The sequence below is a fragment of the Microbacterium algihabitans genome (assembly GCF_032464975.1).
GTDB lineage: Bacteria > Actinomycetota > Actinomycetes > Actinomycetales > Microbacteriaceae > Microbacterium > Microbacterium algihabitans.
Map to the genome: position 1 here is coordinate 84,714 of NZ_JAWDIU010000005.1, position 25,429 is coordinate 110,142.

Genomic DNA, 25,429 nt, shown 5'->3' on the forward strand with positions numbered 1-25,429 from the left:
CATGAGCACAGCACCGGTCACCGCGCCAGCGCCCGAGACGTCACCGAACGCCGCGCCCGCCACCCCCGCGCCGCCCACCCAGCGCGACCTCGCGGAACAGCTGCGCGCAACCCTCGCCACGGCCGCCCGCGGTGGATCCGACGCCGCGCGAGAGCGTCACACCGCCCGCGGCAAGCTCCTCGCCCGCGACCGCATCGACCGCCTTCTGGATGAGGGCAGCCCCTTCCTCGAGGTCGCGCCCCTCGCCGCCCACGGCCTCTACGACGGCGGGGCTCCCGGGGCCGGGGTCGTCGCCGGGATCGGCCTCGTGCACGGGCGCCACGTGATGGTCGTCGCCAACGACGCCACCGTGAAGGGCGGGGCGTACTTCCCCCTGACGGTGAAGAAGCACCTGCGCGCGCAGGAGATCGCTCTCGACAACCGCCTGCCGTGCATCTACCTCGTCGACTCGGGCGGGGCGTTCCTGCCGATGCAGGACGAGGTGTTCCCCGACCGCGAGCACTTCGGCCGCATCTTCCGCAACCAGGCGCAGCTGTCGGCCCGCGGCATCCCGCAGATCGCCGCCGTCATGGGTTCGTGCACCGCGGGTGGAGCCTACGTCCCCGCGATGAGCGACGAGAGCGTGATCGTGCGCAACCAGGGCACGGTGTTCCTCGGCGGACCACCCCTGGTCAAGGCCGCGATCGGCGAAGACGTCACCGCCGAACAGCTCGGCGGCGGCGACCTGCACGCCCGCCGCTCGGGAGTCGTCGACCACCTCGCCGACGACGACGAGCACGCGCTCGAGATCGTCCGCGACATCGTCGCGACCCTTCCGCAGACGCCCGCGCCGGTCTGGCAGGTCGAGGCGCCGAACGATCCCGCTCGGGATCCGCAGGAGCTCTACGACATCGTCCCCGCCGACGTCACGCAGCCCGTCGACATGCGCGCCATCATCGACACCCTCGTCGACGCCGGCACCCTGCACGAGTTCAAGGCGCTGTACGGAGAGAGCGTCATCACGACCTTCGCGCGCCTGCACGGGCACCCGGTCGCGATCATCGCGAACGACGGCGTTCTCTTCAGCGAGTCGGCGCTCAAGGCCGCGCACTTCATCGAGCTCGCCGATCAGCGCGGCATCCCCCTGCTCTTCCTGCAGAACATCACCGGGTTCATGGTGGGGCGGGATGCCGAGGCCGGAGGCATCGCGAAAGACGGCGCCAAGATGGTCACCGCCGTCGCGACCACCCGCGTCCCCAAGCTCACGGTCCTCGTCGGCGGTTCATACGGCGCCGGCAACTACGCCATGTGCGGCCGCGCGTACGACCCGCGGTTCCTCTGGACCTGGCCCTCGAGCCGCATCTCGGTCATGGGCGGGGCGCAAGCGGCATCCGTTCTCTCGACCGTCACGCGCGATCAGCGCGCCGCGCGCGGTGAGGAGTGGACGGATGCCGACGACCAGGCCTTCCAGAAACCCATCCGCGACCGTTACGAAGAGCAGGGCAGCCCGTACTACGCCACCGCCCGGCTCTGGGACGACGGCGTGATGGACCCCGCCGACACCCGCACGATGCTCGGGCTCGCGCTCGACGTCGTCAGCCGCGTGCCGCTGGCTGACCGGGGCTTCGGCCTCTTCCGGATGTGAACATGACCATTCGCCCCTTCTCCACCGTTCTCGTCGCCAACCGCGGCGAGATCGCGCGCCGGGTGTTCCGGACGCTGCGGCGTCTCGGCATCCGTTCGGTCGCCGTCTTCACCGACGCGGATGCCGACGCGCCCCACACCCGCGAAGCCGACCACGCTGTGCGCGTGCCCTCGTACCTCGACGTCGACGCGGTGGTCGCCGCCGCGGTGTCGTCCGGGGCGGATGCCGTGCACCCGGGCTACGGGTTCCTCAGCGAGAACGCCGGCTTCGCCCGCGCGTGCGCCGCGGCGGGGATCGTCTTCGTCGGCCCCGGAGTCGAGGCGCTCGAGGTGATGGGCGACAAGATCCGCGCCAAGGAGCACGTCGCGGCCCACGACGTGCCGACCGTGCCGGGGTTCTCGGCGACCGGTCTCTCCGACGCCGAGATCGCCGCCGAAGCCGATCGCGCCGGATACCCCCTGCTCGTGAAGCCCTCCGCCGGCGGGGGCGGCAAGGGTATGACCGTCGCCACCGGGCCCGACGACCTCGCCGACGCCCTCGCGACCGCACGACGGGTCGCCGCCGCGGCCTTCGGCGACGACACCCTGCTGCTCGAGCGGCTGCTGGAGCGCCCGCGCCACATCGAGGTGCAGGTGCTCGCCGACGCGCACGGCACGACCCTCTCGCTCGGCGAGCGCGAGTGCACCCTGCAGCGGCGGCACCAGAAGGTGATCGAAGAGGCCCCCTCACCCGTCGTGGATGCCGAGACGCGCACCCGCCTGGGCGAGGCCGCCGTCGCCGCCGCCCGCAGCGTCGGCTACCTCGGCGCGGGCACCGTGGAGTTCCTCGTCGCGGGCGACCGGCTCGACGAGCCGTTCTTCATCGAGATGAACACGCGCCTGCAGGTCGAGCACCCCGTGACCGAGATGGTCACCGGCATCGACCTCGTCGAGCAGCAGCTGCGGGTCGCGGCGGGCTTCGCGCTCGAGCTCGGCGAGATCCGCCTCGACGGACACGCGATCGAGGCACGCGTGTACGCCGAGACCCCGGCCCGCGGATACCTCCCCGCGACCGGGACCGTGGGCCTGTGGCATCCGGGATCCGCCCGCGTCGACAGCGCCGTCGAGACGGGCAGTGTCATCAGCTCGTTGTACGACCCGATGATCGTCAAGGTCATCGCGCACGGACCCGACCGCGAGACCGCCCTCGCGCGACTCGACGCCGCCCTCGCCGACACGATCGTGCTCGGCGTCGACACGAACATCGCGGATCTGCGGGCTCTGCTCGCCGATCCCGCCGTGCGCGCGGGAGACCTCGACACGGGGCTGCTCGATCGGCGCGGGACTCCGGAGGCTCCGGAACCGTCGCCGGCCGCGCTCGCCGCCGTGGCGCAGAGAGTCGCGGATGCCGGGAACCCGGCTGACGGCTCGGTCTGGGGACGCGTGGGGGCCTGGCGTGCCGGCGGAGCGGTGGCTGCGCGCACGGTGTCGCTGGAAGACGACGCCGGGCAGGTGCACGCTGTCGCGCCGGGTACCGCTGGAGAGGCGGTCGTGACGGGCGGACCGGTCGAGTACTGGGTGCACGCCGACGGGGGAGCGCACCGGTTGCGAGTGGTGTCGCGGCGAGATGCCACGGAGCGTCGCCGCGTCGCCGCGGGCCGCGCGCCCGGGGCCGTCGCCCCCGACCTCGTCGCTCCGCTCCCCGGCACCGTGGTCGCCGTGCACGTCGCCGACGGAGACGCCGTCGACGCGGGCGCCCGGCTCGCCACCATCGAGGCGATGAAGATGGAGCACACGGTCGTGAGCCCGCACGCGGGGACGGTGCGCCTGCGCACGGCGGCCGGCGCGCAGGTCGCGCGAGACGCGGTTGTCGCGACGGTGACGCCCGTAACGCCGGTCCCTGAGCGTGTCGAAGGGCCCGGGACCCGCAGTGCTCTCGCGCCGGGGGCTTCGACAGGCTCAGCCACCGCCGCTACCGAGGTCCCTGAGCTTGTCGAAGGGTCCGGGACCCGCAGTGCTCTCGCGCCGGGGGCTTCGACAGGCTCAGCCACCGCCGCTACCGAGGTCCCTGAGCTTGTCGAAGGGTCCGGGACCCGCAGTGCTCTCGCGCCGGGGGCTTCGACAGGCTCAGCCACCGCCGCTACCGAGGTCCCTGAGCTTGTCGAAGGGCCCGGGACCCGCAGTGCTCTCGCGCCGGGGGCTTCGACAGGCTCAGCCACCGCCGCTACCGAGGTCCCTGAGCTTGTCGAAGGGTCCGGGACCCGCAGTGCCGTCTCAGTCACCTCACCCTCCTCCCACCCCGAACCGCACGGTTCCGCCGGCATCCCGGCATCCGCCCCCATCCCTTCCCACAAGGAGTCCCTCTCGTGAGCATCGACAGCCAGCAGGCCTTCACCGACGACGAGCGCGAACTGAGCGCGATGGTGCGCGAGTTCGCCGACGAGGTGATCGCGCCGCGCTCGTACGAAGCCGACCGCGCCCACATGCTGCCCCTCGACCTCGTCGAGCAGATGGGCGACCTGGGGCTCTTCGGCCTGCCGTTCCCCGAAGAGGTCGGCGGACAGGGCGGCGACTACGCGAGCCTGTGCGTCGCGATCGAGGGCGTCGCGCGCGTCGACCAGTCGATGGCCATCACCCTCGAAGCCGGAGTCGGCCTGGGTGCCATGCCGATCTACCGCTACGGCACCGACGCGCAGAAGGCGGAGTACCTGCCCGACCTCGTCGCCGGTCGCGCGCTCGCCGGATTCGGACTCACCGAGGCGGAGGCCGGCAGCGACGCCGGCGCCACCCGCACGACTGCGCGGCTCGAGGGCGGTGAATGGGTGATCGATGGGACGAAGCAGTTCATCACCAACTCCGGCACCGACATTACCCGCTTCGTGACCGTCACCGCGGTCACCGGGCGCACCGATGCGGGCCGCCCCGAGATCTCGACGATCATCGTGCCCAACGGCACGCCGGGCTTCACCGTGGGTCCCGCGTACGACAAGGTCGGCTGGAACGCCTCGGACACGCATCCGCTCACCTTCGACGGCGTGCGGGTTCCCGAGGCGAACCTGCTCGGTGAGCGCGGGCACGGGTTCAAGAACTTCCTCCGCACGCTCGACGAGGGCCGCGTCGCGATCGCCGCGCTCGCCACCGGAGCCGCCGAGGGCTGCCTCGAAGCCGCCGTCGACTACGCCCGCAGCCGCACCGTCTTCGGCGAGCGCCTGTCGACGCGCCAGAACATGCAGTTCCTGCTCGCGCGCATGCACGCCCGCGTGCACACCGCCCGCCTCGCGTGGGTGCACGCCGCGCGCCTGTGCGACGCCGGAAAGCCGTTCACCGTCGACGCCGCCGTCGCCAAGATGACCGCGAGCGATGCCGCCATGGCGAACGCGCGGGATGCGACACAGGTGTTCGGTGGCAACGGGTTCATCAACGAGTATTCCGTGGCGCGCCACTACCGCGACTCCAAGATCCTCGAGATCGGCGAGGGAACGACCGAGGTGCAGCTCATGGTGATCTCGCGTGCGCTGGGGCTCACGGGTACCGTGGCGGCATGATCGAGCAGCGCGGCCTGTATCTGGAGGAGTTCGTCGTCGGTGAGAGGTACGCGCACCGGCCCGGGCGGACGGTGACGGATGCCGACAACGTGGTGTTCACGACCCTGACGATGAATCCGCAGGCGCTGCACCTCGATGCGGCGTACGCGGCGACCCAGCCGTTCGGGCGTCCGCTGGTGAATTCGATGTGGACGCTGTCGACCCTCGTGGGCCTGTCGGTGGGACAGCTCACCCAGGGCACGCTCGTCGCGCAGCTCGGGCTGACCGACGTGAGCTTCCCGGCCCCGCTGTTCGTCGGCGACACCCTGATCGCCGAGACCGAGATCGTCTCGGTACGGCCGTCGGCGTCGCGCCCCGGACAGGGGATCGTCGTGATGGAGCACACCGGACGCTCGCAGAACGACGAGGTGGTCGCCACCGCGACCCGCACGGTGCTGGTGTGGGCGCAGGAGGCGGCGGCGTGAGTTTCGCGCTCGGGCCCGCACTCCTGTTCGTGCCCGGCGACCGCCCGGAGCGGCTGTCGAAGGCGCTCGAGAGGGCGGATGCCGCGATCCTCGACCTCGAAGACGCCGTGGCCCCGGATGCCAAGGCCGACGCCCGCGCGCAGCTGATCGCCGCCGATCCCGACCCCGACCGCGTGATCGTGCGGGTCAACGGACCCGAGACGCCCGACTTCGCGCTCGACCTCGATGCCCTCGCGCGGACGCGCGTGCGGCGCGTGATGGTCGCGAAGGCCGAGGACCCGGCATCCCTCGCCCCTCTCGAGGAGTACGAGGTCATCGCCCTGTGCGAGACGGCGCGCGGAGTGGTCGCCGCCGAGCAGATCGCCGCGCTCCCGCAGGTCGTCGCCCTCATGTGGGGTGCCGAAGACCTCGTGGCGAGCCTCGGCGGAACCTCGAGCCGCCACGACGACGGCTCGTACCGCGACATCGCTCGACTCGCGCGGGCCCGGGTGCTGCTCGCCGCCGGGGCGTTCGGCAAGAGGGCGATCGACGCCGTGCACGTCGACATCGCCGACCTGGACGGGCTCTCGGACGAGGCGCGGGATGCGGTGGCATCCGGATTCACGGCCACCGCGTGCATCCACCCCGGGCAGGTCGCGACGATCCGCGAGGCGTACGCCCCGCCCCCCGAGCAGGTCGAGTGGGCGCGCGGAGTGCTCGCCGCGGCCGAGGGGGAGCGGGGAGTGTTCCGCCACGAGGGGCGCATGATCGACGAGCCGATCCTGCGCCACGCCCGCTCGCTTATCGCGCGGGCGGGGTGAGCGGGTGAGGTGGCTGAGCGTGTCGAAGCCGCCGGGGTCAGCGATCGGGGTTCGCGCGAGTGAGGTGGCTGAGCTTGTCGAAGCCACCGGGGTCAGCGATCGGGGTTCGCGCGTGGGAGGTGGCTGAGCTTGTCGAAGCCACCGGGGTCAGCGACCGGGGTTCGCGCGAGTGAGGTGGCTGAGCGTGTCGAAGCCACCGGGGTCAGCGACCGGGGTTCGCGCGAGTGAGGTGGCTGAGCGTGTCGAAGCCACCGGGGTCAGCGACCGGGTTTCGCGCGTGGGAGGTGGCTGAGCGTGTCGAAGCCACCGGGTGTCTGCGGGTTCCGGGTGTCCGCGGTCTCCGGTCCCTTCGACAGGCTCAGGGACCTGGGGTCCTGGGTCTGCGCGTTCCGGTCCCTTCGACAGGCTCAGGGACGTGGGGTCCTGGGTCTGCGCGTTCCGGTCCCTTCGACAGGCTCAGGGACCTGGGGTCCTGGGTCTGCGCGTTCCGGTCCCTCCGACAGGCTCAGGGACCTGGGGTCCGGGGTGTCCGCGGGTTCCGGTCCCTTCGACAGGCTCAGGGACCTGGGCTCGGGTCAGCTCGCGACGCCGGCGTAGGCCAGCATCTCCCAACGGTCGCCATCGAGGCGGAACGTCGTCGCCGAGCAGTTCGGCAGGCGCTCGCCCTCGCGGGGGAACTCGCCGTCGGTGGCGAACATGATGACCTCGCGGATGAGCGCCCCGTGCGCGACGGCGATCACGTCGACGCCGTCGGGGGCGGATGCCACGGCCTCGGCGAGCGCGGCCAGCGCACGCTCGCGCACGACCGGCCAGGTCTCGGCGCCGGGCACATCGGCCGCGTGCCACGGGCCGTAGGTGTCGTAGAAGGTGGGCGCGTCCATGCCCTCGGCCTCGCCGTAGGAGCGCTCCTGCAGGCCGGGGAAGCGGTGCGAGACCTCGGTGCCGAGGGCGGCGGCGATGATGTCGGCCGTCTCGGCGGCACGGCCCAGGTCGCTCGAGACGACGACGACCTCACGGCCGGCGTACTCCGCGGCGAGGGTGTCGGCGATGCCACGGGCCTGCAGACGACCCGTGTCGTTCAGGGGGATGTCGGTCGACCCCTGGATGCGCCCCTCGTAGTTCCACGCCGTCTCGCCATGCCGCACCAGAGTCAGAATCGTCACGGTTCGAGCCTAACCGGCGCGGGATGACCGGATGCCGAGAGGCGTCGGGCCGTCAGAGCAGTCCGGGCAGCCGCTCGGCGAAGGCCTTCAGCACGTCGCTCGTGCCGCCGCGGACGTCGCCGGAGTCAGAGCAGTCCGGGCAGCCGCTCGGCGAAGGCCTTCAGCACGTCGCTCGTGCCACCGTCGATCTTCACGGCCGCGCGCTGATCGGCGCGCGTGGCTCCACGGTTGACGATCACGACCGGAAGACGCTTGCGCCGTGCCCGCTCGACGAGCCGGATACCGGAGTTGACCACCAGCGACGACCCCGCCACGACGAGCGCGTCGCTGGCGTGCACCAGCTGCTCGGCCTCGCGGAACTTCTCGACCGGGATGTACTCGCCGAAGAACACGACGTCGGGCTTGAGAGTGCCCCCGCACACCGAGCACACGGGAACGACGAAGCCGTCGGCGCTCGCCGGGGTGACATCGCCGTCGGGGCCGAGCTCGACGTTCTCGGGGAGGGAGATCCAGGGGTTGTCGGCCTCGACGCGTTCGGCCAGATCGCGGCGGTCGAATACCTGCCCGCACTGCAGGCACCCGACGCGGCGCATCGTGCCGTGCAGCTCGACGACGCGTCCGCTGCCGGCGCGCACGTGAAGTCCGTCGACGTTCTGCGTGATCACGCCGTTGGCGACACCCGCCGTCTCGAGCGCGGCGAGCGCGCGATGGCCGTCGTTCGGCTCGGCGGCGGCGAACACCTTCCAGCCGAGGTGGCTGCCCACCCAGTACCGACGACGCGCATCGGCGTTCGAGAGGAACTGCTGCGCCGTCATCGGCGTGCGCGTGGGAGCACCCTTGCCGCGATAGTCGGGGATCCCCGAATCGGTCGACACCCCCGCGCCCGTCAGCACGGCCACGCGACGGCCCGCCAGAACCTCGACGGCACGATCGACGGATGCCGAGAACTCGGCATCCTGCACCGTGTCGGTCATGCGCACCTCCGTCGTATCGAGTCTATGGCGGGCCGCCGACCCCGGCTCGCGCGGGGAGGGGTCGGTGTGGGTGCCCGGGGCGTGGCATCCGGATCACCGCTCGTCGAGCGCGGCACCCCCGAGCCGCAGACCCGTGCCCGCGCGGGGAGGGGTCGGTGGGTGCCCGGGGCGTGGCATCCGGATCATCGCTCGTCGAGCGCGGCACCCCCGAGCCGCAGACCCGGACCCGCGCGGGGAGGGGCCGGTGGGTGCCCCGGTCGTGGCATCCGGATCACCGCTCGTCGAGCGCGGCACCCCCGAGCCGCGCGCTCGCCCACGGATACTGGGGCCATGACCCCCCTGTCGCCTCCGGCCATGCTCGATGTCACCTGTCTCCGCCGCGTGCGGCCGTGGGGAGCGGATGCCGTCGACATCGACATCGCCGACGGTCGCATGACCGCCATCCGGCCCGCGGCCATCGATCCGATCGGTGTGCGCGAGTTCGACGGGCGGGGGCTCCTCGCCCTCCCGGGCATCGTGAACGCGCACGCGCACCTCGACAAGTCGTGGTGGGGCCTGCCGTGGCAGTCGTACGGGGGAGAGGGCGGCACCGACGGGCGCATCCGCCACGAGCGCGCTCAGCGCGATGCCCTCGGCATCCCGTCGATCGAACGCTCGGCCGTCGTGCTGCGCGAACTCGTGCGTCACGGCACCACGGCGATCCGCTCGCACGTCGACGTCGACCTCGGCGTGGGCCTGCGCGGCATCGAGGCGGTCGAACAGGCGGTCGCGCGATACGAGGGCGCCCTCGACGTGCAGATCGTCGCGTTCCCCCAAGACGGGATTTTGCGCCGCCCGGGTGTGCTCGACCTGCTGCGAGAGGCCGCGGGGCGAGACGGCGTCAACTGGGTGGGCGGGCTCGACCCCGCCACGATCGACCGCGACCCCGTGGGCCAGATCGACGCCCTCGTCGCGCTCGCCGCCGACACGGGCGTCGGCATCGACATCCACCTGCACGACCCCGCCGAGCTCGGGGCGTTCCAGATCGAGCTCCTCATCGAACGCACTCAGCGGCACGGACTCGGCGGACGCGTGAACATCGCGCACGGATTCGCCGTCGCCGACCTCGCGCCCGCCCGCCGTCGCGACCTCCTCGCGGCGATGGGCGAGGCGGGAGTCAGCATGACCACCGTCGCGCCCTTGCGCAACACGCAGCTGCCCCTCGCCGAACTCGACGCGGCCGGAGTCGCGCTGGGGCTCGGCACCGACGGCATCCGCGATCTGTGGAGCCCCTACGGCACCGGAGACACGCTCGGCATCGCCTGGCAGTACGCCCGCGCCGGGGGACTCGTGCGCGACGACGACCTGCTGCGCGTGGTGAAGCTGGCCACGAGCGCGGGAGCGTGGGCGGTCGGCCGCGACGTGCACGACCTCGTCGAGGGCGCTCGCGCCGACATCGTGCTGGTGGATGCCGAGAACCCCATGGACGCTCTCGTGCGCCAACCCGAGCGGGCCCTGGTGATCGCGGGAGGCCGCGCACTGCACGTCGCGTGACGCGCGGCGCGCCCCCCCCCCCCCCCCGGGGGGTTGAGGGTCCACGGCACGCCGTATGCAACGGACGGGGGCGGGGTGTTGTGGACACTCAACGCGCGGGCGGGGCGTGCGGGGCGTGCTGGGAGGATGGGGGAATGCCCGTGATCCCGCTCGACTCCGCCGACGACCCGCGCCTCGCCGACTATCGCGACCTCACCGACGTCTCGCTGCGCCGGGTGAGCGAGCCCGCGGGTGGGCTGTACATCGCCGAGTCCGCCAAGGTGCTCGACCGCGCGCTGCGTGCCGGGCACCGCCCGCGATCGGTGCTCGTGCAGGAGAAGTTCCTCGCCGACGCGCTCGCCCTGGTCGGCGACGACGCCGAGGTCTACGTGGTCGCGGCCGAGATCGCCGAGCAGGTGACCGGGTACACCGTGCACCGCGGGCTCCTCGCCTCGATGCATCGCCCCGCCCTGGCATCCGTCGCAGAGATCGTGCGCGACGCGCGGCTCGTCGTCGTGCTCGAAGACATCGTCGACCACACCAACATCGGTGCGGCGTTCCGCTCCGCAGCCGCCCTCGGCGCCGACGCGGTGCTCGTCACGCCGCGCTGCGCCGACCCGCTCTACCGGCGGAGCGTCCGCGTGAGCATGGGCACCGTCTTCCAGGTGCCGTGGACGCGCCTGCCCGAATGGTCGGATGCCGCGCCCCTTCTGCACGACGCCGGATTCCACCTCGCGGCCCTCGCCCTGTCGGACGACGCCGTCACCCTCGACGCCTTCTCGGCCGCCGGGCACGAACGCGTCGCCCTGCTGATGGGATCCGAGGGAGACGGACTCAGCCGTCACGCGCTCGCCGCGGCCGACACCGTCGTGACGATCCCGATGGCCGGGGGAGTGGACTCGCTCAACGTCGCAGCTGCCAGCGCGGTGGCGCTGTGGGAGCTCGGGCGGGGGCGGCGGGTTTGAGACGGAGACCCGCCTAGAGCGGCTCAGCCGGTCGGGTCGTCGAACCCGCCGTCGCGCATCCGGCGCTCCGACGCCGCGGCTGCGCTGACGCGCTGATCGGGGTCGGCCTCGAGCGTGGCGAGTAGTTCGTCGGGCAGGTCGCTCTCACCCACGAGGAACCACCGCTCGACGATGCTCCCCTCGGATGCCACGCGGAGGTCGCGCACATCGTCTCGCGGCAGCCCCTCGGGCGGGGAGTCGGCACGCTCGATCGCGAGGTGCAGGTGCGCGGGCACCTCACCCGCAACCGCGGGCGCGGTGAACAGCTCGACGACGACGCCCTGCCCGTGCCAGAGAAGCCAGTCGATCTGGTCGTCGTCCCACCGCGGGTCGTCGGTGGTCCAGCCCGACCAGTCGGGGCCCTCGGTCTCGAAGGCCCACCGCTGCGGCTCGGCGTTCAGCGTCGCGGCGATCGCGAGGGCGTCTCGACGCACATCGAGCAGGTCGCCGTCGCGGAACACCGACAGGTTCGGCGGCCAGGCCGACGACACGACGTCCCATCCGTCGGCGCTGAAGCGACCGCTTTCGACCTCGGGAGCCCAGCCGGCGTCGGCGAGAGCCTCGGCGAGCGCGTCGGCGTCGCGCAGCAGCGTGTCGGCATCAGCCGCCTGCAGGAGAGCGCCCACCGCGTCGGGAAGAGTGCGCACGGGGGTCAGACCTGCGTCTCGCGGGGGCCCGCGGCATCCGGACCCGGGGCGAGAGTCACGATCGGGAGCGGCTCGGGTCGCTTGGCCCGGATGTGATCGCCCGACGACTGGTGACGCAGGCGCCGCAGCACCCACGGCACGAGGTATTCGCGCGCCCACACGAAGTCTTTCTCGCGGGCGGCGCGCCAGGTGGTGATGGCCATGGTCTCGGCCTTCATCGGCTCGAGGTCGTTCGGCACGTTGAGCGCCCGCAACACCATGCGGGCGACCTCGTGGTGACCGAGGGAGTTGTAGTGCAGGCGGTCGTCGTCGAAGAAGCGCATGTCCTGCACCTCTTTCAGACCCCATTGGTCGGCGACGACGCAGTCGTAACGGTCGGCGATCGAGCGGATGTTCTCGTTGTAGATCGCGACCTTGCCCCGGATGCCGCGGAACACCGGCGTGAACTCGGTGTCGATCGCGGTGAACACGACGACGGTCGCCCCGCTGGTGCTGAGGCGCGCGATGGCGTCTTCGAACTGCCGTGATACCGCGTCGGGATCGCTGCCCGGCCGGATGACGTCGTTTCCGCCCGCCGAGATGGTGATGAGGTCGGGCTTGAGCGCGAGTGCGGGCTCGATCTGGTCGGCCACGATCTGCGCGATGAGCTTCCCGCGCACGGCGAGGTTGGCGTAGGCGAAGTCGTCGACCTGCGCGCCGAGCACCTCGGCGACGCGATCAGCCCAGCCGCGATGGCCGCCGTCGGGCAGCGGATCGCCGATGCCCTCGGTGAACGAGTCGCCCAGGGCGACGAAGCGGCGCCACGGGTGGGGGCCGGGATTGTCGGGCGTGGGCGAGGTGCGGGGCGAGTGCGGATCGAGTGTCATCGAAACCTCCGCCTTCCACGGTACCCCCGGCCTCCGACACTGCGAGCGAGCGGTGCGTGCCCCGGGCGCCCCGTCGGCCCGCCCCGGCGCCGCCCGCCGCCCGCGCCGACGTCCACAACGCAGGAGTTTCCGACGCGCCCGACCCGGCCATGCAGAGAAACTGGCCACGACACGGGGCGGATGCCTCAATTCCTGCGTTCTGCCCGCCCGGCGACCTCCGACCGACGCACAGGCGGCGGGCCGCCATCCGCGCCCCGCGACGGGGAGCGCGGGAGTGACCTATCGTGGATGTTCGCGCTCGCGAGGGATGGAGGTTCGATGCTGGAAGAAGAAGCCCGCACCTCGGCCCTCCCGCACACGAGCCCCGCCGCCGAAACGGCGACTCCCCGCATCGCCTCTCCCGGCCCGGTCGCGAGTCCCGGTCCGGTCGCGAGTCCCGGTCCGGTCGCAAGTCCTGGCCCCGTCGCAACCCCCGGCCCGATCGCCAGCCCCGGCCCGGTCGCAACCCCCGCCCCGGCCACCCTCGGCGCCCCCGCGCCTCCTAGAACGACTCCGGATGCCGCGTCCCCGGCATCCGCCCCCGAAGCCCCCACATCCCCCGACGCCCCCGTCGACCCGGCGCACGCCACCGCACCCGTCGCCGACGCCCCCGCGCCCGGGGCGATCGCCGACCCGCAGATCGATGGATCGCTCGACGGCACCGAGCCGCATTTCGGTTCGTTCGCCGCCGAGCACCTGTCTCCGTCGTTCCCGCAGCGCGCCCCGTGGGGAACCGCGCAGCGCTTGCGCGCATGGCAGGCCGAAGCGCTGGATCAATACTTCGGCTCCGACGGGCCCGACGGCGTCGGCAAGGGTCCCCGCGACTTCCTCGCGGCGGCCACCCCCGGCGCCGGTAAGACGACATTCGCCCTCCGCCTCGCCTCCGAGCTCATGCGTCGTCGCGTGATCGACCGCATCGTCGTCGTCGCTCCCACCGAACACTTGAAGACCCAGTGGGCGGAAGCGGCGGCACGCGTCGGCATCCGTCTCGATCCCTTCTTCTCCAATCGGCACGCCACACCCTCGCGGCAGTACCACGGCGTCGCGGTGACCTACGCGCAGGTCGCGGTGAAGGCCGAGGTGCACCAGCGCCTGACGATGGATGCCCGGACTCTCGTGATCCTCGACGAGGTGCACCACGGCGGTGACGCCCTCAGCTGGGGAGACGCCCTCCGCGAGGCCTACAACCGCGCCACGCGCCGCCTGCTGCTGTCGGGAACCCCGTTCCGCAGCGACACCGCGCCGATCCCGTTCGTGGAGTACCACCCGAACTCGAAGGGCATCCGCCTCTCGCGCACCGACTACGCCTACGGCTACCGCCGCGCCCTCGACGACGGCGTCGTGCGCCCCGTCTTCTTCCTCGTCTACGCCGGTCAGATGCGCTGGCGCACCAAGGCGGGCGAGGAGATGGAGGCCCAGCTCGGGCAAGACAACACCAAGGACATCACCTCGCAGGCCTGGCGCACCGCGCTCGACCCGAACGGCGACTGGATCCCCGCGGTGCTCCGCTCCGCCGATCGCCGCCTCACCGAGGTGCGCGAGACGGTTCCGGATGCCGGTGGCCTGGTCATCGCGACGGATCAGACCGCCGCGCGCGCCTACGCCGCCATCCTCGAAGACATCAGCGGCGAGAAGGTCACCGTCGTGCTCTCCGACGAGGCGGAGGCCTCGGGACGCATCGAGACGTTCTCGAAGGGGACGACGCGCTGGATGGTCGCCGTGCGCATGGTGTCGGAGGGCGTCGACGTGCCGCGCCTCGCCGTCGGCGTATACGCTACGAGCGCCTCGACCCCGCTGTTCTTCGCGCAGGCGATCGGCCGCTTCGTGCGCGCGCGTCGTCGCGGTGAGACCGCGAGCGTCTTTTTGCCGAACGTCCCGCAACTGCTCGCCCTCGCCGGCGAGATGGAGGCGCAGCGCGACCACGCCCTCGACCGCGACAGCGACGCGGAAGACCAGTGGAACGCCGAAGAAGACATGATGGATGCCGCCGAGCGCGAGGACAAAGCCTCCGACGCGCTCGAGCAGGAATTCGAGTACCAGGCGCTCGGCTCGCTCGCGCACTTCGATCGCGTGCTGTTCGACGGGCAGGAGTTCGGGCAGCTCGCGGTCCCGGGAACCATCGAGGAGGAGGAGTTCCTCGGCATCCCGGGCCTTCTCGAGCCCGAGCAGGTGCACGAGGTGCTCATGTCGCGCGCGACGCGGCAGTCGCGCCACCGTTCGACCCGCGAGGCGACCGAGAAGGAGAGCGGTGTCGAGCCGGCCTCGGTCGACGACGGCGGGCTCCCCGCCCCTCTCCACCGCACGCTCAAGGAGCAGCGTCAGCTGCTCAACACCATGGTCGGGCTGTACGCCCGCCAGACCGGCGAGCCGCACGGCCTCGTGCACGCAGAGCTCCGCCGCATCTGCGGAGGCCCCGCCGTCTCGCACGCCACCGTCGCTCAGCTGCAGGCGCGCATCGACGTGCTGCGCCGGCGCGTGCACTCCTGATCCGGGCGGGTTGCGGTCTCGTTCGGGCTGCGGGTCGGCGTGGGCCGCCCGCGCGCTCCGCGTCGCGAAACTGCATCTCGCTGACATTCCGGTGACAGGCTGCAACCGACTCGTCAGCGAACTGCAGTTTCAAGGCCACAGAGGGCCCGACGCCGTTGCCCGAGCGATGCGCCTCGCCGCCGGCCGCGTCACCCGACCTCGGCCCCGCGACCCCGCTTTTCGCGACCCCGAAATGCTGGCATGGGCCCCTCGGCATCCGCGTCTTTCCGGGCTTCGGGGAGCCGAAATGCTGTCAGTATCGACCGACGCGCCCGGGGGCCCGGATCGCCCTCATTACGGTGGGGGACGACCTGAAGGAGCCCCGTGACGAACCTCGCCACACCCACCGCCCGCGATCGCCGCCGCTGGGCGCGCTATCTCGTCGACGAACGCGCCGAAGCGCGCGTGTACCGCGAGCTCGCGTCGCGCCGCACCGGCGAGGAGCGCGACATCCTGCTCGAGCTCGCCGAAGCCGAAGGCCGACACGAGCAGCACTGGATCGACCTCCTCGGCGAGACGCCGAAGCGCCTGCCGTCGCCCGGCATCGGAACACGCCTGCTCTCCTGGATGGCCCGCCGGTTCGGCTCGATCTTCGTGCTCGCCCTCGCGCAGAACGCCGAAGCGCGCTCGCCCTATGCCGACGAGCCCTACGCCACGGCCGCGATGGCCGCCGACGAGCGCGTGCACCACGAGGTCGTCCGCGGACTCGCCGCGCGCGGCCGCCGCCGACTGTCGGGAACCTTCCGCGCCGCCGTGTTCGGCGCCAACGACGGACTCGTCTCGAACCTCGCCCTCGTGATGGGCGTCGGGGCGACCGGCGTCGCGCCGAGCTTCGTGCTCTTCAGCGGAATCGCCGGTCTGCTCGCCGGCGCCCTGTCGATGGGCGCGGGGGAGTTCGTCTCGGTGCGCTCGCAGCGCGAACTGCTCGAGGCCACCGAAGAGAGCGACTTCGCCGACTCGGCCCTGCCCCACCTCGACCTCGACGCCAACGAGCTCGCCCTGGTCTACCGCACGCGCGGAATGGATCCGGATGCCGCGTTCGACAAGGCCCGCGAGGTCGTCACCGCCGCGCAGGCGGGCTCCGCACCGGTCGCCGCCGCCCCGGGCGAGAACTCGCACGACGTGGTCGGCAGCGCCTGGGGAGCGGCCCTGTCGAGCTTCCTGTTCTTCGCCTCGGGCGCGATTATCCCGGTGCTGCCGTGGATCTTCGGCATGGCCGGCTTCCCGGCCGTCGCCCTCGCGCTGGGGCTCGTCGGCATCGCGCTGCTCGGCACGGGCGCCATGGTCGGCCTGCTCTCGGGTGCGTCGCCGCTGAAGCGGGGTCTGCGCCAGCTCGCGATCGGCTTCGGCGCCGCCGCCGTCACCTACGTGCTGGGCCTGCTGTTCGGGGTGTCCGCGGCCTGACGCCGGGCGTGGCGCTGCCCTCGGGCAGCGCCACCCGCGCTCAGGCTCGGCTCGCCGCGGTCACCCGCGCGGCCTCGCGCACCGCCGAGACGTTCTTGCGCCCGGCACGCGACCCGGCCAGCTTCGCGGCGATGTGCTCGCTCACCGTGACCGGCTCGTACAGCGCGGGAGCCTCGGTGGTGACGAAGTGCGGAAGGGGGCCCACCACGGCATCCGCGTTGCCGTCGTGGAAGAACGCCGCCGAACGCCGCCGCTCGATCGTGCCGTCGATCACCGGCGGCTTCACCCGGTGCAGGGTCGACAGCCACTTGTCGTTGGTGAGTCGCGCGGCGACGTCGCCGAGGTTGACCAGCAGCGCGCCATCGGCGGGCGCGACGTCGTTCCACGAACCGTCGAGCCCGAGCACCTGCAGGCCCGCCACCTGATCGGCCCACAGCACCGTGACGAGTCCGAAGTCGGTGTGCTCGCCCATGCCCGTCAACTCGGCGCCGAGCTCGATCGACCCCGGCGGCAGGGCGTAGTTGTTCATCCGCAGCACGTCGATGGAGTGGTCGGTGAGCCCGTCGAAGAAGTCGTCGCGCACGCGCAACGCCGCCGCGAAGATGCGGGTGAGCGTGTGGGCGACCCGTCGCGCCTCGTCGTAGTACGTGCGAACGGCCGGCTCGAACAGCGCCGTCTCGGCGGGCCACGTGTTCGTCGCGTAATCGTCGGGCGACACCGACGCCCCCGGATACTCCTGCCACGACGTGCCGACGTTGAACGCCTCGAAGAAGTCGTTCATGCGCGTCACCGGATCCACCCCGAGGCTGTAGCTGAGCGACTCGCTCTTGGGCGGGCTGTACCCGCGGTTCTCGCCCGCCGGTCGCACGTACGCCTTCTTCGCCTCGAGCGGGAGGCCGAAGAACTCGTCCAGTGCGTCCTCGAGGTCGTGCATCACGGCATCCGGAACCCCGTGCCCCACGATCTGCATGAATCCCACGGTGCGGCACGCGTGGTCGACCGCCGCGACCACCGCCGCGCGGGCATGGTCAGGACCGGGACCCACCCACGCCGAGATGTCGATCGTGGGCACGTGGAAAGAAGCCATGGCCCGACGCTAAGCGCGCGATGTCACATCTGTGTTTCCGCAGCGTCACGGGATCGGGGACGGGGGTTCCGGATGCCGTGGGGGTGGGAGAGCGGATGGCGCCGCTGGCCACCGGGCAGGGTAGTCGCCGACGCCCGCCATGGCTACGGGCTCGGCGACGGAGCGTTTCGGGCGCACTGTCGGCCACCGACCCCCTTGGAGGAAACATGTATTTTCACCTGCAGGAATTCATCAACGACATCGCTCAGGACGAGCCGGATCCGGCCGCCGCGAACGCTCTCCAAGAAGGGCTCGGCGGGCAGTTCGGCGAGATGCGCACCATGATGCAGTACCTCTTCCAAAGCATGAACTTCCGCGGTCCGTCGGGAAAGGCCTACAAGGACCTCATCCAGGGGATCGGTACGGAGGAGATCAGCCACGTCGAGTTGATCGGCACCACGATCTCTCGCCTTCTCGACGGTTCGCCCGGCTACCACGGCACGCCCGCCGACCCCGTCGACCAGCCCGGGGCGGGCGGAGCCACCCCGCTGAGCATCGCCGTGGACCACGGGAACATCCACCACTACCTGGTCGGAGCGCAGGGCGCGCTTCCGGTCGACTCCGTCGGCAACCCCTGGTCGGGGAGCTACGTGTACAACTCGGGCAATCTCGTCCTCGACCTGCTGTACAACCTGATGCTCGAATCGACCGGCCGTCTGCAGAAGTGCCGCCTCTACGAGATGACCGACAACAAGATGGCGCGCGGCACGATCTCGTACCTGATCGTCCGCGATCAGGCTCACGAGAACGCCTACGCCAAGGCGCTCGAGACGCTCGGGGTGAATTGGCGCACTTCGCTGCCGATCCCGAAGACCAACGCCGAGCAGTTCCCGGAGGTCAAGCGGCTGGTCGATCTGGGACTCCAGAGCAAGCAGTACTCGTTCGACCTCGGCAACCAGTCCGAAGCCGGCAAGATCTTCCAGGGCGCCTCGCCCTCGAATGACGGGACGCAGCTGGACGCCAGCGAGCAGGCTCCCGCGGGAGCGCCGATGACGATCTCGCCCGAACGCCTCGAGGAGTTCTCGCCCGGAGCCGACGCCGACCTGCGTGAGCTGATCGAGGCCACCGCCGCGATGGAGATGGCCGACATCGACGCGACCTTCGGGCGCATGGCCTGAGCCGAGCGGAGCCTCTCGGGCGCCAGGGGTCCAACCCCGCACGGGTCCAAGCCCCACCCTGTCGCAGAAATGAGAAAGACCCCCCGGGATGAACCCGGGGGGTCTTTCTCGTGTGTGCGCGAGGGGGGACTTGAACCCCCACGCCCGTTAAAGGGCACTAGCACCTCAAGCTAGCGCGTCTACCTATTCCGCCACCCGCGCATCTGGGTGATTTGTCGCTTTCGCAACGAGGAACGACATTACCATGCCCGGGGCCGCGCCTCGAACCGGTGCAGCAGCCCGGGCGCGTCCTGCGCGCCGGCGGAGCGCGTCGCGGGGCGTCACGCGTCGGGGGAGCGGCCCCGCCGCAGGTACCGTAGTGGCCATGCCCAAGGTCGTCCCCTACCTGCCCGAGGTCGCGCACGTCGCATCCGAGCTCATCCGGTTCGACACCTCCAACTACGGCGGAGGCCGGGCGAACGGCGAACGCGAGGCCGCCGAGTACGTCGGGGCCTACCTCGAGGACCTCGGCCTCGAAACCGAGTACTACGAGCCGATCGAGCGCCGCACCAACGTGTGCGCGCGCATCCCGGGGCGCAACCGCGACAAGCCGGCCCTCGTACTGCACGGGCATCTCGACGTCGTGCCCGCCGTCGCCGAGGACTGGAGCGTCGACCCGTTCGCGGGAGAGATCCGCGACGGCGTGCTGTGGGGCCGCGGCGCGGTCGACATGAAGGACATGGACGCCATGATCCTCACCGCCGTGGCCGAGCTCGTGCGCGCGGGGGAGCAGCCCGAGCGCGACATCATCGTGACCTTCTTCGCCGACGAGGAGAACGGCGGGGTCGAAGGGTCGGCCCTCGTCATCCGCGACCGCCCCGAGTGGTTCGCTGGCGCGACCGAGGCCATCAGCGAGGTCGGGGGCTACTCGATCGCCGTCGGCGGTCGTCGCGCCTACCTGCTGCAGGTCGGCGAGAAGGCCCTCGTCTGGCTCAAGCTCGTCGCCCGCGGTCGCGCCGGCCACGGCAGCGGCCTGCACCCCGACAACGCCGTGACGAAGCTCGCCGAGGCCGTCGCCGCCCTCGGCCGCACCGAGTGGCCCATTCGCCTCACCGACACGACCTCCCAGCTGCTGGCGGGCCTCGCCGACATCACCGGTGATGACGCCGGCGACCCCGACGCCCTCGCGTTGCGCACGGGCGCGGCATCCGCGTTCATCCGCTCGACGCTGCGGACCACCACCAACCCCACGGGACTCACCGCGGGCTACAAGCACAACGTCATCCCCGACCGCGCCGAGGCACTCATCGACGTGCGCGTGCTGCCGGGGACCGAAGAGGCCGCCCTCACCGACATCCGCCGCATCGTCGGACCCGACGTCGACATCGAGATCGTGCACCAGGACATCGGGCTCGAGGTGCCGTTCTCGGGCGACCTCGTCGACGCCATGGTCGCCCAGCTCGGCCGACACGACCCGGGCGTGCCCGTGCTGCCGTACCTGATGGGAGGCGGCACCGACAACAAGGCGCTGTCGGCCCTCGGCATCGCCGGCTACGGATTCGCGCCGCTGCGACTCCCCGCCGATCTCGACTTCACCGGGATGTTCCACGGTGTCGACGAGCGCGTCCCCGTCGACGCGCTCGAGTTCGGTCGACGAGTTCTCGCCGACCTCCTCCGAACGTACTGAAGGACCGAATGCACATCTTCGAGGTGATCATCCTCGGGCTCGTCCAGGGCCTGACCGAGTTCCTCCCCATCTCCTCCAGTGCGCACCTGCGCATCGTGGGCGAGTTCCTCCCGTCGCAGACCGACCCGGGTGCGACCTTCACCGCCATCACCCAGATCGGCACCGAGCTCGCCGTGCTGATCTACTTCCGCAAGAAGATCGTCCGCGTGATCTCGCGGTGGTTCGGCTCGCTCACCGGCAAGGTGCCGCGCAACGACCCCGACGCCCGCATGGGCTGGCTCGTCATCATCGGCACGATCCCCATCGCCCTTCTGGGTGTGCTGCTGCAGAGCCTCATCCGCGACAACTTCCGGAGCCTGTGGATCACGGCCATCGTGCTCATCGTCTTCGGCATCCTGCTCGGTCTCGCCGACCACTACGGAAAGCGTCGCCGAGACCTCGACGACCTCACCTACCCGCACGGCATCGCCTACGGCTTCGCCCAGGCCCTCGCGCTCGTGCCCGGCGTCTCGCGCTCGGGTGCCACCACGACGCTCGGCCGCGCGCTCGGATACAAGCGCACCGCCGCGGCGGAGTACTCGTTCCTGCTCGCCGTGCCCGCGGTGTTCGCCAGCGGTCTGTTCGAGCTCTACAAGAGCTTCGACGAGGGCACGGGCCCGTACACGCTCGGCGAGACGGCCATTGCGACGATCATCGCGTTCGTCGTGGGCTACGTCGTGATCGCGTTCCTCATGCAGTACCTCAAGCGCGGCAGCTTCCTGCCGTTCGTGATCTACCGCGTCGCCCTCGGCGTGCTGATCATGGTGCTGCTGGTGCTCGGCGTCATCCCCGCGGAGTCGACGATCATCGCCAGTTGATCCCGGATGCCACGACGGCGCCGTCCCGATCGGGGCGGCGCCGTCGTCGTGTGCGGTGGAGGGGTCCCTGAAAGGATCAGCCACCTTGCAACGCGAGGTCCCTGAGCTTGTCGAAGGGCCGGGACCAGGCGTTCAGCGGCCGGGCGGCGCAGTGGGGTCCGGTGGCTTCGACAGGCTCAGCCACCTTGCAACGCGAGGTCCCTGAGCTTGTCGAAGGGCCGGGGCCCGTTGGTCAGCGGCCGGGCGGCGCAGTGGGGTCCGGTGGCTTCGACAGGCTCAGCCACCTTGCAACGCGAGGTCCCTGAGCTTGTCGAAGGGCCGGGACCCGGCGGTCAGTGGCCGGGCGGCGCGGTGGGGTGCGGTGGCTTCGACAGGCTCAGCCACCTTGCAACGCGAGGTCCCTGAGCTTGTCGAAGGGCCGGGACCCGGCGGTCAGCGACGCGGCGGGTCGTCGCGGCCGGGCTTCGTCGGGCCGTCGCCGCCCCGACGCAGGTACCGCTCGAACTCCTGGGCGATCGCGTCTCCCGAGGCCTCGGGGGAGTCCCACGTGTCGCGGGTCTGCTCGAGCTGGTGGATGTACTCCGTCATCTCCTCGTCGTCCGCGGCGGCGGCGTCGATCGAGGCCTCCCACGCGCGCGACTCGACCTCGAGGTCGCCGCGCGGCACGGTGATGCCGGTGACGGCCTCGAGCTTCTCGAGAAGGGCGAGGGTGGCCTTGGGCGACGGGGTGTGACCGGCGACGTAGTGCGGCACGCTCGCCCAAAGGCTGGCGGTGGGAATGCCCACGGTCTCGGAGACGACGCCGATGGCGCTCAGGATGCCGACCGGTCCCTCGTACAGGCTCCGCTCGAGTCCGAGCTCCTGGCGGACCACCTCGTTGTCGCTGCCGGCGAAGACCGAGATGGGCCGGGTGTGCGGCACGTCGGACATCATCGAGCCCAGCGCGACGAAGCCGGTGACGTCTTCGCGCAGCGCGACGTCGATGAACTCGGCGGCGAAGGCCTGCCACGCGCGGGCGGGCTCCACTCCCACGAGCAGCCAGATCTCGGCGTCGTCGGAGCGCTCGACGGGGCGCAGCAGTTTCGCCTCGGGCCAGGTCAGGGTGCGACGCCCCTCGGCGTCGAGTCCGACCTGCGGGCGCGTGTACTGGTAGTCGAAGTAGAGCTCGGGGTCGACCGTGTGCACGACCTCGTACTCGGCATCCGCCCGCAGCATCGCGGCGGCGGCCGACGCGGCTTCTCCGGCGTCGTTCCAGCCGTCGAAAGCGGCGACGATGATCCGGCGACCCAGTGCGTCCACGCAACCTCCTCTGCCCCGTCGGGGCTGACTTCCAGAATAGGCGTACGGGCGAGACCGCGGCCGGAGGGTCCGACCGCTGAAGCGCCGACGGTGGTGGGGAGCGGGTGCGGGCGCGACACCCGCGCTCGATACGATGGAACGATGACTTCTCCCGCCCTCGCCGCGGTCCTATGGGACATGGACGGCACGCTCGTCGACACCGAGCCGTACTGGATGGCCGCGGAGACCCCGCTCGTGGAGCGCTTCGGCGGCACGTGGTCGCACGAACAGGCCCTCGGCATGGTCGGCCTCGCGCTCGAAGACTCGGCCGGGCTCCTGCAGAACGCCGGCGTGCCGTGGAGCGTCGACGAGATCATCGCGTACCTGACCGACGAGGTGCTGCGCCAGCTCGCGACCGTCGGCGTGCCGTTCCGCCCGGGCGCGTACGAGCTGCTCGCCGACCTGCGCGCGGCGGGTGTGAAGACCGGTTTGGTGACCATGTCGATGCGCCGCATGGCGCTGACGGTCGCCGACCTGATCGACTTCCCGGCGTTCGACGTCGTGGTCGCCGGCGACGACGTCGAACGTCCCAAGCCCTTCCCCGACCCCTACCTGCAGGCGGCCGCGGCGCTCGGCGTCGACATCGCCGACACCGTCGCGATCGAGGACTCGCCCAACGGGCTGCGCTCGGCCATCGCCAGCGGGGCCGTGAGCCTCGGCGTGCCGCACATGGTGTCGCTCGAGGGCGTCGGCGCCGCGCAGCTGTGGCCCAGCCTCTCCGGACGCACCGCCTCCGACCTCCGCGCGCTGCACGCCGCGCACACCCCCATCCACCCCGACGAGACGCGGATCACCCGATGAGCGAGACCCCCCACCTGAGCGGCCCCTTCCGGGTCGGCGACCGGGTGCAGCTGACCGGCCCCAAGGGTCGCATGCACACCATCACCCTGCGCGAGGCGGGCGAGCTGCACACCCACAACGGCGTGCTGAAGCACGAGCTGCTCGTCGGCCAGCCCGACGGCAGCGTCGTCACCAACAGCGCAGGCCACGACTACCTCGCCGTGCGCCCGCTCCTGCGCGACTTCGTGATGTCGATGCCGCGCGGAGCGGCGATCGTCTACCCCAAGGACGCCGCGCAGATCCTCGCGCAGGCCGACATCTTCCCCGGGGCCACGGTCGTCGAGGCCGGCGTCGGCTCCGGCGCCCTCTCGCTGTGGCTGCTGCGCGCGATCGGACCGGCCGGCCGTCTGCTGTCGTTCGAGCGCCGCGAGGAGTTCGCCGAGGTCGCCCGCGCCAACGTCGAGACGTTCCACGGTGAGGCCCCCGCCACGTGGGAGGTCGTCGTGGGCGATCTGGTGCAGAGCCTTCCGGATGCCGTGGAGCCGGCATCCGTCGATCGCGTCGTGCTCGACATGCTCGCCCCGTGGGAGTGCATCGACGCCGTCGCCGACGCGCTCACCCCCGGCGGCGTCGTGCTCTGCTACATCGCCACCGCCACGCAGCTCAGCCGCGTGGCCGAGTACATCCGCGCGACGGGGCTGTTCACCGAGCCGGATGCCAGCGAGACGATGGTGCGCGGCTGGCACGTCGAGGGTCTCGCGGTGCGCCCTGATCACCGCATGGTCGCGCACACGGGCTTCCTCATCACGGCGCGCCGTCTCGCACCCGGAGCGATCCCGCCCGAGGTCAAGCGCCGCGCGTCGAAGTCGAGCTACGGCGACGACGACGTGGAGCTGTGGACCCCCGGCGCGGTGGGCGATCGCGAGATCACCGACAAGAACCTGCGCAAGCGCGTGCGCGAGGCGCAGAAGTCGGCCGAGGGCGTGCGGCAGTCCGTCGCGGGGGCTGCGTCGGAGGACACAGGTTCGACCGCCTAAACTGTTCCGGTGCGCAGACTCCCCGCTCTCGTTGCCGTGACCGCCCTGGCCGGAATGGGCCTCGTCGGGTGCTCGGCATCCGCCGCCTCGTCGTGCCCGACCCCCACCGACAGCTCGATCGCCGCGGTGGTCGACGCCAGTGGCGACTTCGGCTCCGCGCCCACCGTCTCGGTGCGCTCGCCCTTCGTCCCCTCGCAGGCCGGGACGCAGACCCTCATCGAGGGTGACGGTCAGCGCATCACCGCCGACGACCAGTTGGCGTTCGTCGACGTGACCGTGCTCGACGCGACCACGGGCTCGCAGGTCATCGCGACGCAGTACCCGTCCGACGTGGCCTCGGCGACCCCGATCGTGCGTCTCACGCAGGCGATCCCCTCGCTCACCCCGATGCTGCACTGCGTGGCCGAGGGCTCGCGCGTGGCCGTGGCCCTCCCCGGCGACCAGCTCGGCGCGCAGGGTGCGCAGGCGCTCGGCATCGACGAGGGCGACAGCGCGATCTTCGTCTTCGACGTGCGCAAGGTGTTCCTCCCGGCTGCGAACGGCGCCGACCAGTACAACGCCGACTCGGGCATGCCCTCGGTCGTGCGCGCACCCGACGGCACGCCCGGTGTGGTCATGCCCGCCGGAGACGCGCCCACCCAGGAGCGCTCGCAGACGATCGAGAAGGGCGACGGCGAGACCGTCACCGCCGACTCCTCGGTGATCATCCACCTGCAGGGTGTCGCGTGGGGCGCCAAGACGACGTTCGCGTCGACCTGGAAGAACGGCGCGCCCGGACAGGCGAAGGTCTCGGGCCTGCCGCCGGCGCTCGCGAGCGCCCTCGAGGGGCAGACCGTCGGCTCCCAGGTGCTCGTCGTCGTCCCCGCCGATCAGACCGACCAGGACCAGCAGATCCTCAAGGCGCCGGCCGGTAGCGCGCTGGTCTACGTGGTCGACATCCTCGGCACCGTCGGCTGAGCCC

Annotated in this window: 21 protein-coding genes and 1 tRNA gene; 15 read left to right on the forward strand and 7 right to left on the reverse strand. The window is 71.6% G+C overall.

All coding sequences use genetic code 11. The features are described from left to right. The first annotated feature begins 1 nt into the window (after position 1). The 5 genes from RWH43_RS13585 to RWH43_RS13605 are packed head-to-tail and all read left to right on the forward strand — an operon-like array spanning position 2 to position 6,411. Complete coding sequence (locus RWH43_RS13585; RefSeq protein ID WP_316001743.1) at positions 2–1,624, forward strand: carboxyl transferase domain-containing protein; 1,623 nt, start codon at positions 2–4, stop codon at positions 1,622–1,624. Positions 1,625–1,626: 2 nt separating this feature from the next. Continuing rightward, positions 1,627–3,972: an ATP-binding protein gene (locus RWH43_RS13590; protein ID WP_316001744.1), complete on the forward strand. Its 2,346-nt coding sequence runs from the start codon at positions 1,627–1,629 to the stop codon at positions 3,970–3,972. Continuing rightward, the gene (locus RWH43_RS13595) at positions 3,969–5,147 is read left to right on the forward strand and encodes an acyl-CoA dehydrogenase family protein (protein WP_144833294.1); all 1,179 of its coding nucleotides are present in this window, start codon (positions 3,969–3,971) and stop codon (positions 5,145–5,147) included. Before RWH43_RS13590 ends, RWH43_RS13595 begins: the two co-directional genes overlap by 4 nt. Further along, positions 5,144–5,611, forward strand: coding sequence for a MaoC family dehydratase (locus RWH43_RS13600; protein ID WP_144784845.1), 468 nt, complete (start codon positions 5,144–5,146; stop codon positions 5,609–5,611). Before RWH43_RS13595 ends, RWH43_RS13600 begins: the two co-directional genes overlap by 4 nt. Further along, the gene (locus RWH43_RS13605; RefSeq protein ID WP_316001745.1) at positions 5,608–6,411 is read left to right on the forward strand and encodes an HpcH/HpaI aldolase/citrate lyase family protein; all 804 of its coding nucleotides are present in this window, start codon (positions 5,608–5,610) and stop codon (positions 6,409–6,411) included. Before RWH43_RS13600 ends, RWH43_RS13605 begins: the two co-directional genes overlap by 4 nt. 575 nt (positions 6,412–6,986) lie before the next feature. Here RWH43_RS13605 and RWH43_RS13610 read toward each other — a convergent pair. Continuing rightward, positions 6,987–7,574, reverse strand: a complete 588-nt coding sequence (locus tag RWH43_RS13610; RefSeq protein ID WP_144833298.1) for a histidine phosphatase family protein — start codon at positions 7,572–7,574, stop codon at positions 6,987–6,989. Between the two features lie 125 nt (positions 7,575–7,699). Then, the gene (locus RWH43_RS13615; protein ID WP_144833300.1) at positions 7,700–8,548 is read right to left on the reverse strand and encodes a Sir2 family NAD-dependent protein deacetylase; all 849 of its coding nucleotides are present in this window, start codon (positions 8,546–8,548) and stop codon (positions 7,700–7,702) included. Between the two features lie 330 nt (positions 8,549–8,878). Here RWH43_RS13615 and RWH43_RS13620 point away from each other — a divergent pair, with 330 nt between their 5' ends. Further along, complete coding sequence (locus tag RWH43_RS13620) at positions 8,879–10,081, forward strand: amidohydrolase family protein (RefSeq protein WP_144833302.1); 1,203 nt, start codon at positions 8,879–8,881, stop codon at positions 10,079–10,081. A gap of 134 nt (positions 10,082–10,215) precedes the next feature. Beyond that, on the forward strand, positions 10,216–11,025 hold the full coding sequence (locus tag RWH43_RS13625) for a TrmH family RNA methyltransferase (protein ID WP_154096703.1): 810 nt from the start codon (positions 10,216–10,218) through the stop codon (positions 11,023–11,025). 23 nt (positions 11,026–11,048) lie between these two features. Here RWH43_RS13625 and RWH43_RS13630 read toward each other — a convergent pair whose 3' ends face one another. After that, positions 11,049–11,711, reverse strand: a complete 663-nt coding sequence (locus RWH43_RS13630) for a hypothetical protein (RefSeq protein ID WP_230704582.1) — start codon at positions 11,709–11,711, stop codon at positions 11,049–11,051. Positions 11,712–11,716: 5 nt separating this feature from the next. Then, a complete protein-coding gene (locus tag RWH43_RS13635) occupies positions 11,717–12,577 on the reverse strand; it encodes an SGNH/GDSL hydrolase family protein (protein ID WP_230704583.1) in 861 nt (286 codons plus the stop codon). Positions 12,578–12,895: 318 nt separating this feature from the next. On the opposite strand from RWH43_RS13635, the gene RWH43_RS13640 reads away from it, so the two are divergent. Then, positions 12,896–15,103: a DEAD/DEAH box helicase gene (locus tag RWH43_RS13640; protein WP_437127391.1), complete on the forward strand. Its 2,208-nt coding sequence runs from the start codon at positions 12,896–12,898 to the stop codon at positions 15,101–15,103. Positions 15,104–15,466: 363 nt separating this feature from the next. Next, positions 15,467–16,546 (forward strand): VIT1/CCC1 transporter family protein, encoded by a 1,080-nt coding sequence (locus RWH43_RS13645; RefSeq protein WP_144833310.1) that lies wholly within the window; start codon positions 15,467–15,469, stop codon positions 16,544–16,546. A 40-nt stretch (positions 16,547–16,586) separates the two neighbouring features. On the opposite strand, the gene RWH43_RS13650 is transcribed toward RWH43_RS13645, so the two are convergent. Next, positions 16,587–17,633 carry an isopenicillin N synthase family dioxygenase gene (locus RWH43_RS13650; RefSeq protein ID WP_144833312.1) on the reverse strand — a complete coding sequence of 349 codons (1,047 nt, stop codon included), beginning with the start codon at positions 17,631–17,633 and terminating at the stop codon, positions 16,587–16,589. A gap of 206 nt (positions 17,634–17,839) precedes the next feature. Here RWH43_RS13650 and RWH43_RS13655 point away from each other — a divergent pair, with 206 nt between their 5' ends. Then, on the forward strand, positions 17,840–18,790 hold the full coding sequence (locus tag RWH43_RS13655) for a manganese catalase family protein (protein WP_230704585.1): 951 nt from the start codon (positions 17,840–17,842) through the stop codon (positions 18,788–18,790). 115 nt (positions 18,791–18,905) lie between these two features. On the opposite strand, the gene RWH43_RS13660 is transcribed toward RWH43_RS13655, so the two are convergent. Further along, positions 18,906–18,991 (reverse strand) — tRNA-Leu (locus RWH43_RS13660). Positions 18,992–19,154: 163 nt separating this feature from the next. Here RWH43_RS13660 and RWH43_RS13665 point away from each other — a divergent pair. Together RWH43_RS13665 and RWH43_RS13670 are read left to right on the forward strand one after the other, a co-directional pair. Beyond that, positions 19,155–20,456: a M20/M25/M40 family metallo-hydrolase gene (locus RWH43_RS13665; protein WP_154096699.1), complete on the forward strand. Its 1,302-nt coding sequence runs from the start codon at positions 19,155–19,157 to the stop codon at positions 20,454–20,456. Between the two features lie 8 nt (positions 20,457–20,464). Further along, on the forward strand, positions 20,465–21,313 hold the full coding sequence (locus RWH43_RS13670) for an undecaprenyl-diphosphate phosphatase (protein WP_144833318.1): 849 nt from the start codon (positions 20,465–20,467) through the stop codon (positions 21,311–21,313). 432 nt (positions 21,314–21,745) lie between these two features. Here the strand turns inward: RWH43_RS13670 and RWH43_RS13675 are convergent, their stop codons facing one another. Beyond that, complete coding sequence (locus RWH43_RS13675; protein ID WP_144833320.1) at positions 21,746–22,612, reverse strand: PAC2 family protein; 867 nt, start codon at positions 22,610–22,612, stop codon at positions 21,746–21,748. A 141-nt stretch (positions 22,613–22,753) separates the two neighbouring features. Between RWH43_RS13675 and RWH43_RS13680 the strand changes: the two genes are divergently transcribed. From RWH43_RS13680 to RWH43_RS13690, 3 genes are read left to right on the forward strand one after another with little or no spacing between them, the layout of a single operon-like run. Then, entirely contained in the window at positions 22,754–23,452 is a 699-nt protein-coding gene (locus tag RWH43_RS13680) for an HAD family hydrolase (protein WP_144833322.1), read from the forward strand. After that, positions 23,449–24,468 (forward strand): tRNA (adenine-N1)-methyltransferase, encoded by a 1,020-nt coding sequence (locus RWH43_RS13685; RefSeq protein ID WP_144833324.1) that lies wholly within the window; start codon positions 23,449–23,451, stop codon positions 24,466–24,468. The genes RWH43_RS13680 and RWH43_RS13685 overlap by 4 nt, the downstream gene beginning before the upstream one ends. Positions 24,469–24,477: 9 nt before the next feature. Then, positions 24,478–25,425 (forward strand): FKBP-type peptidyl-prolyl cis-trans isomerase, encoded by a 948-nt coding sequence (locus RWH43_RS13690; RefSeq protein ID WP_144833326.1) that lies wholly within the window; start codon positions 24,478–24,480, stop codon positions 25,423–25,425. Positions 25,426–25,429 lie beyond the last annotated feature (4 nt).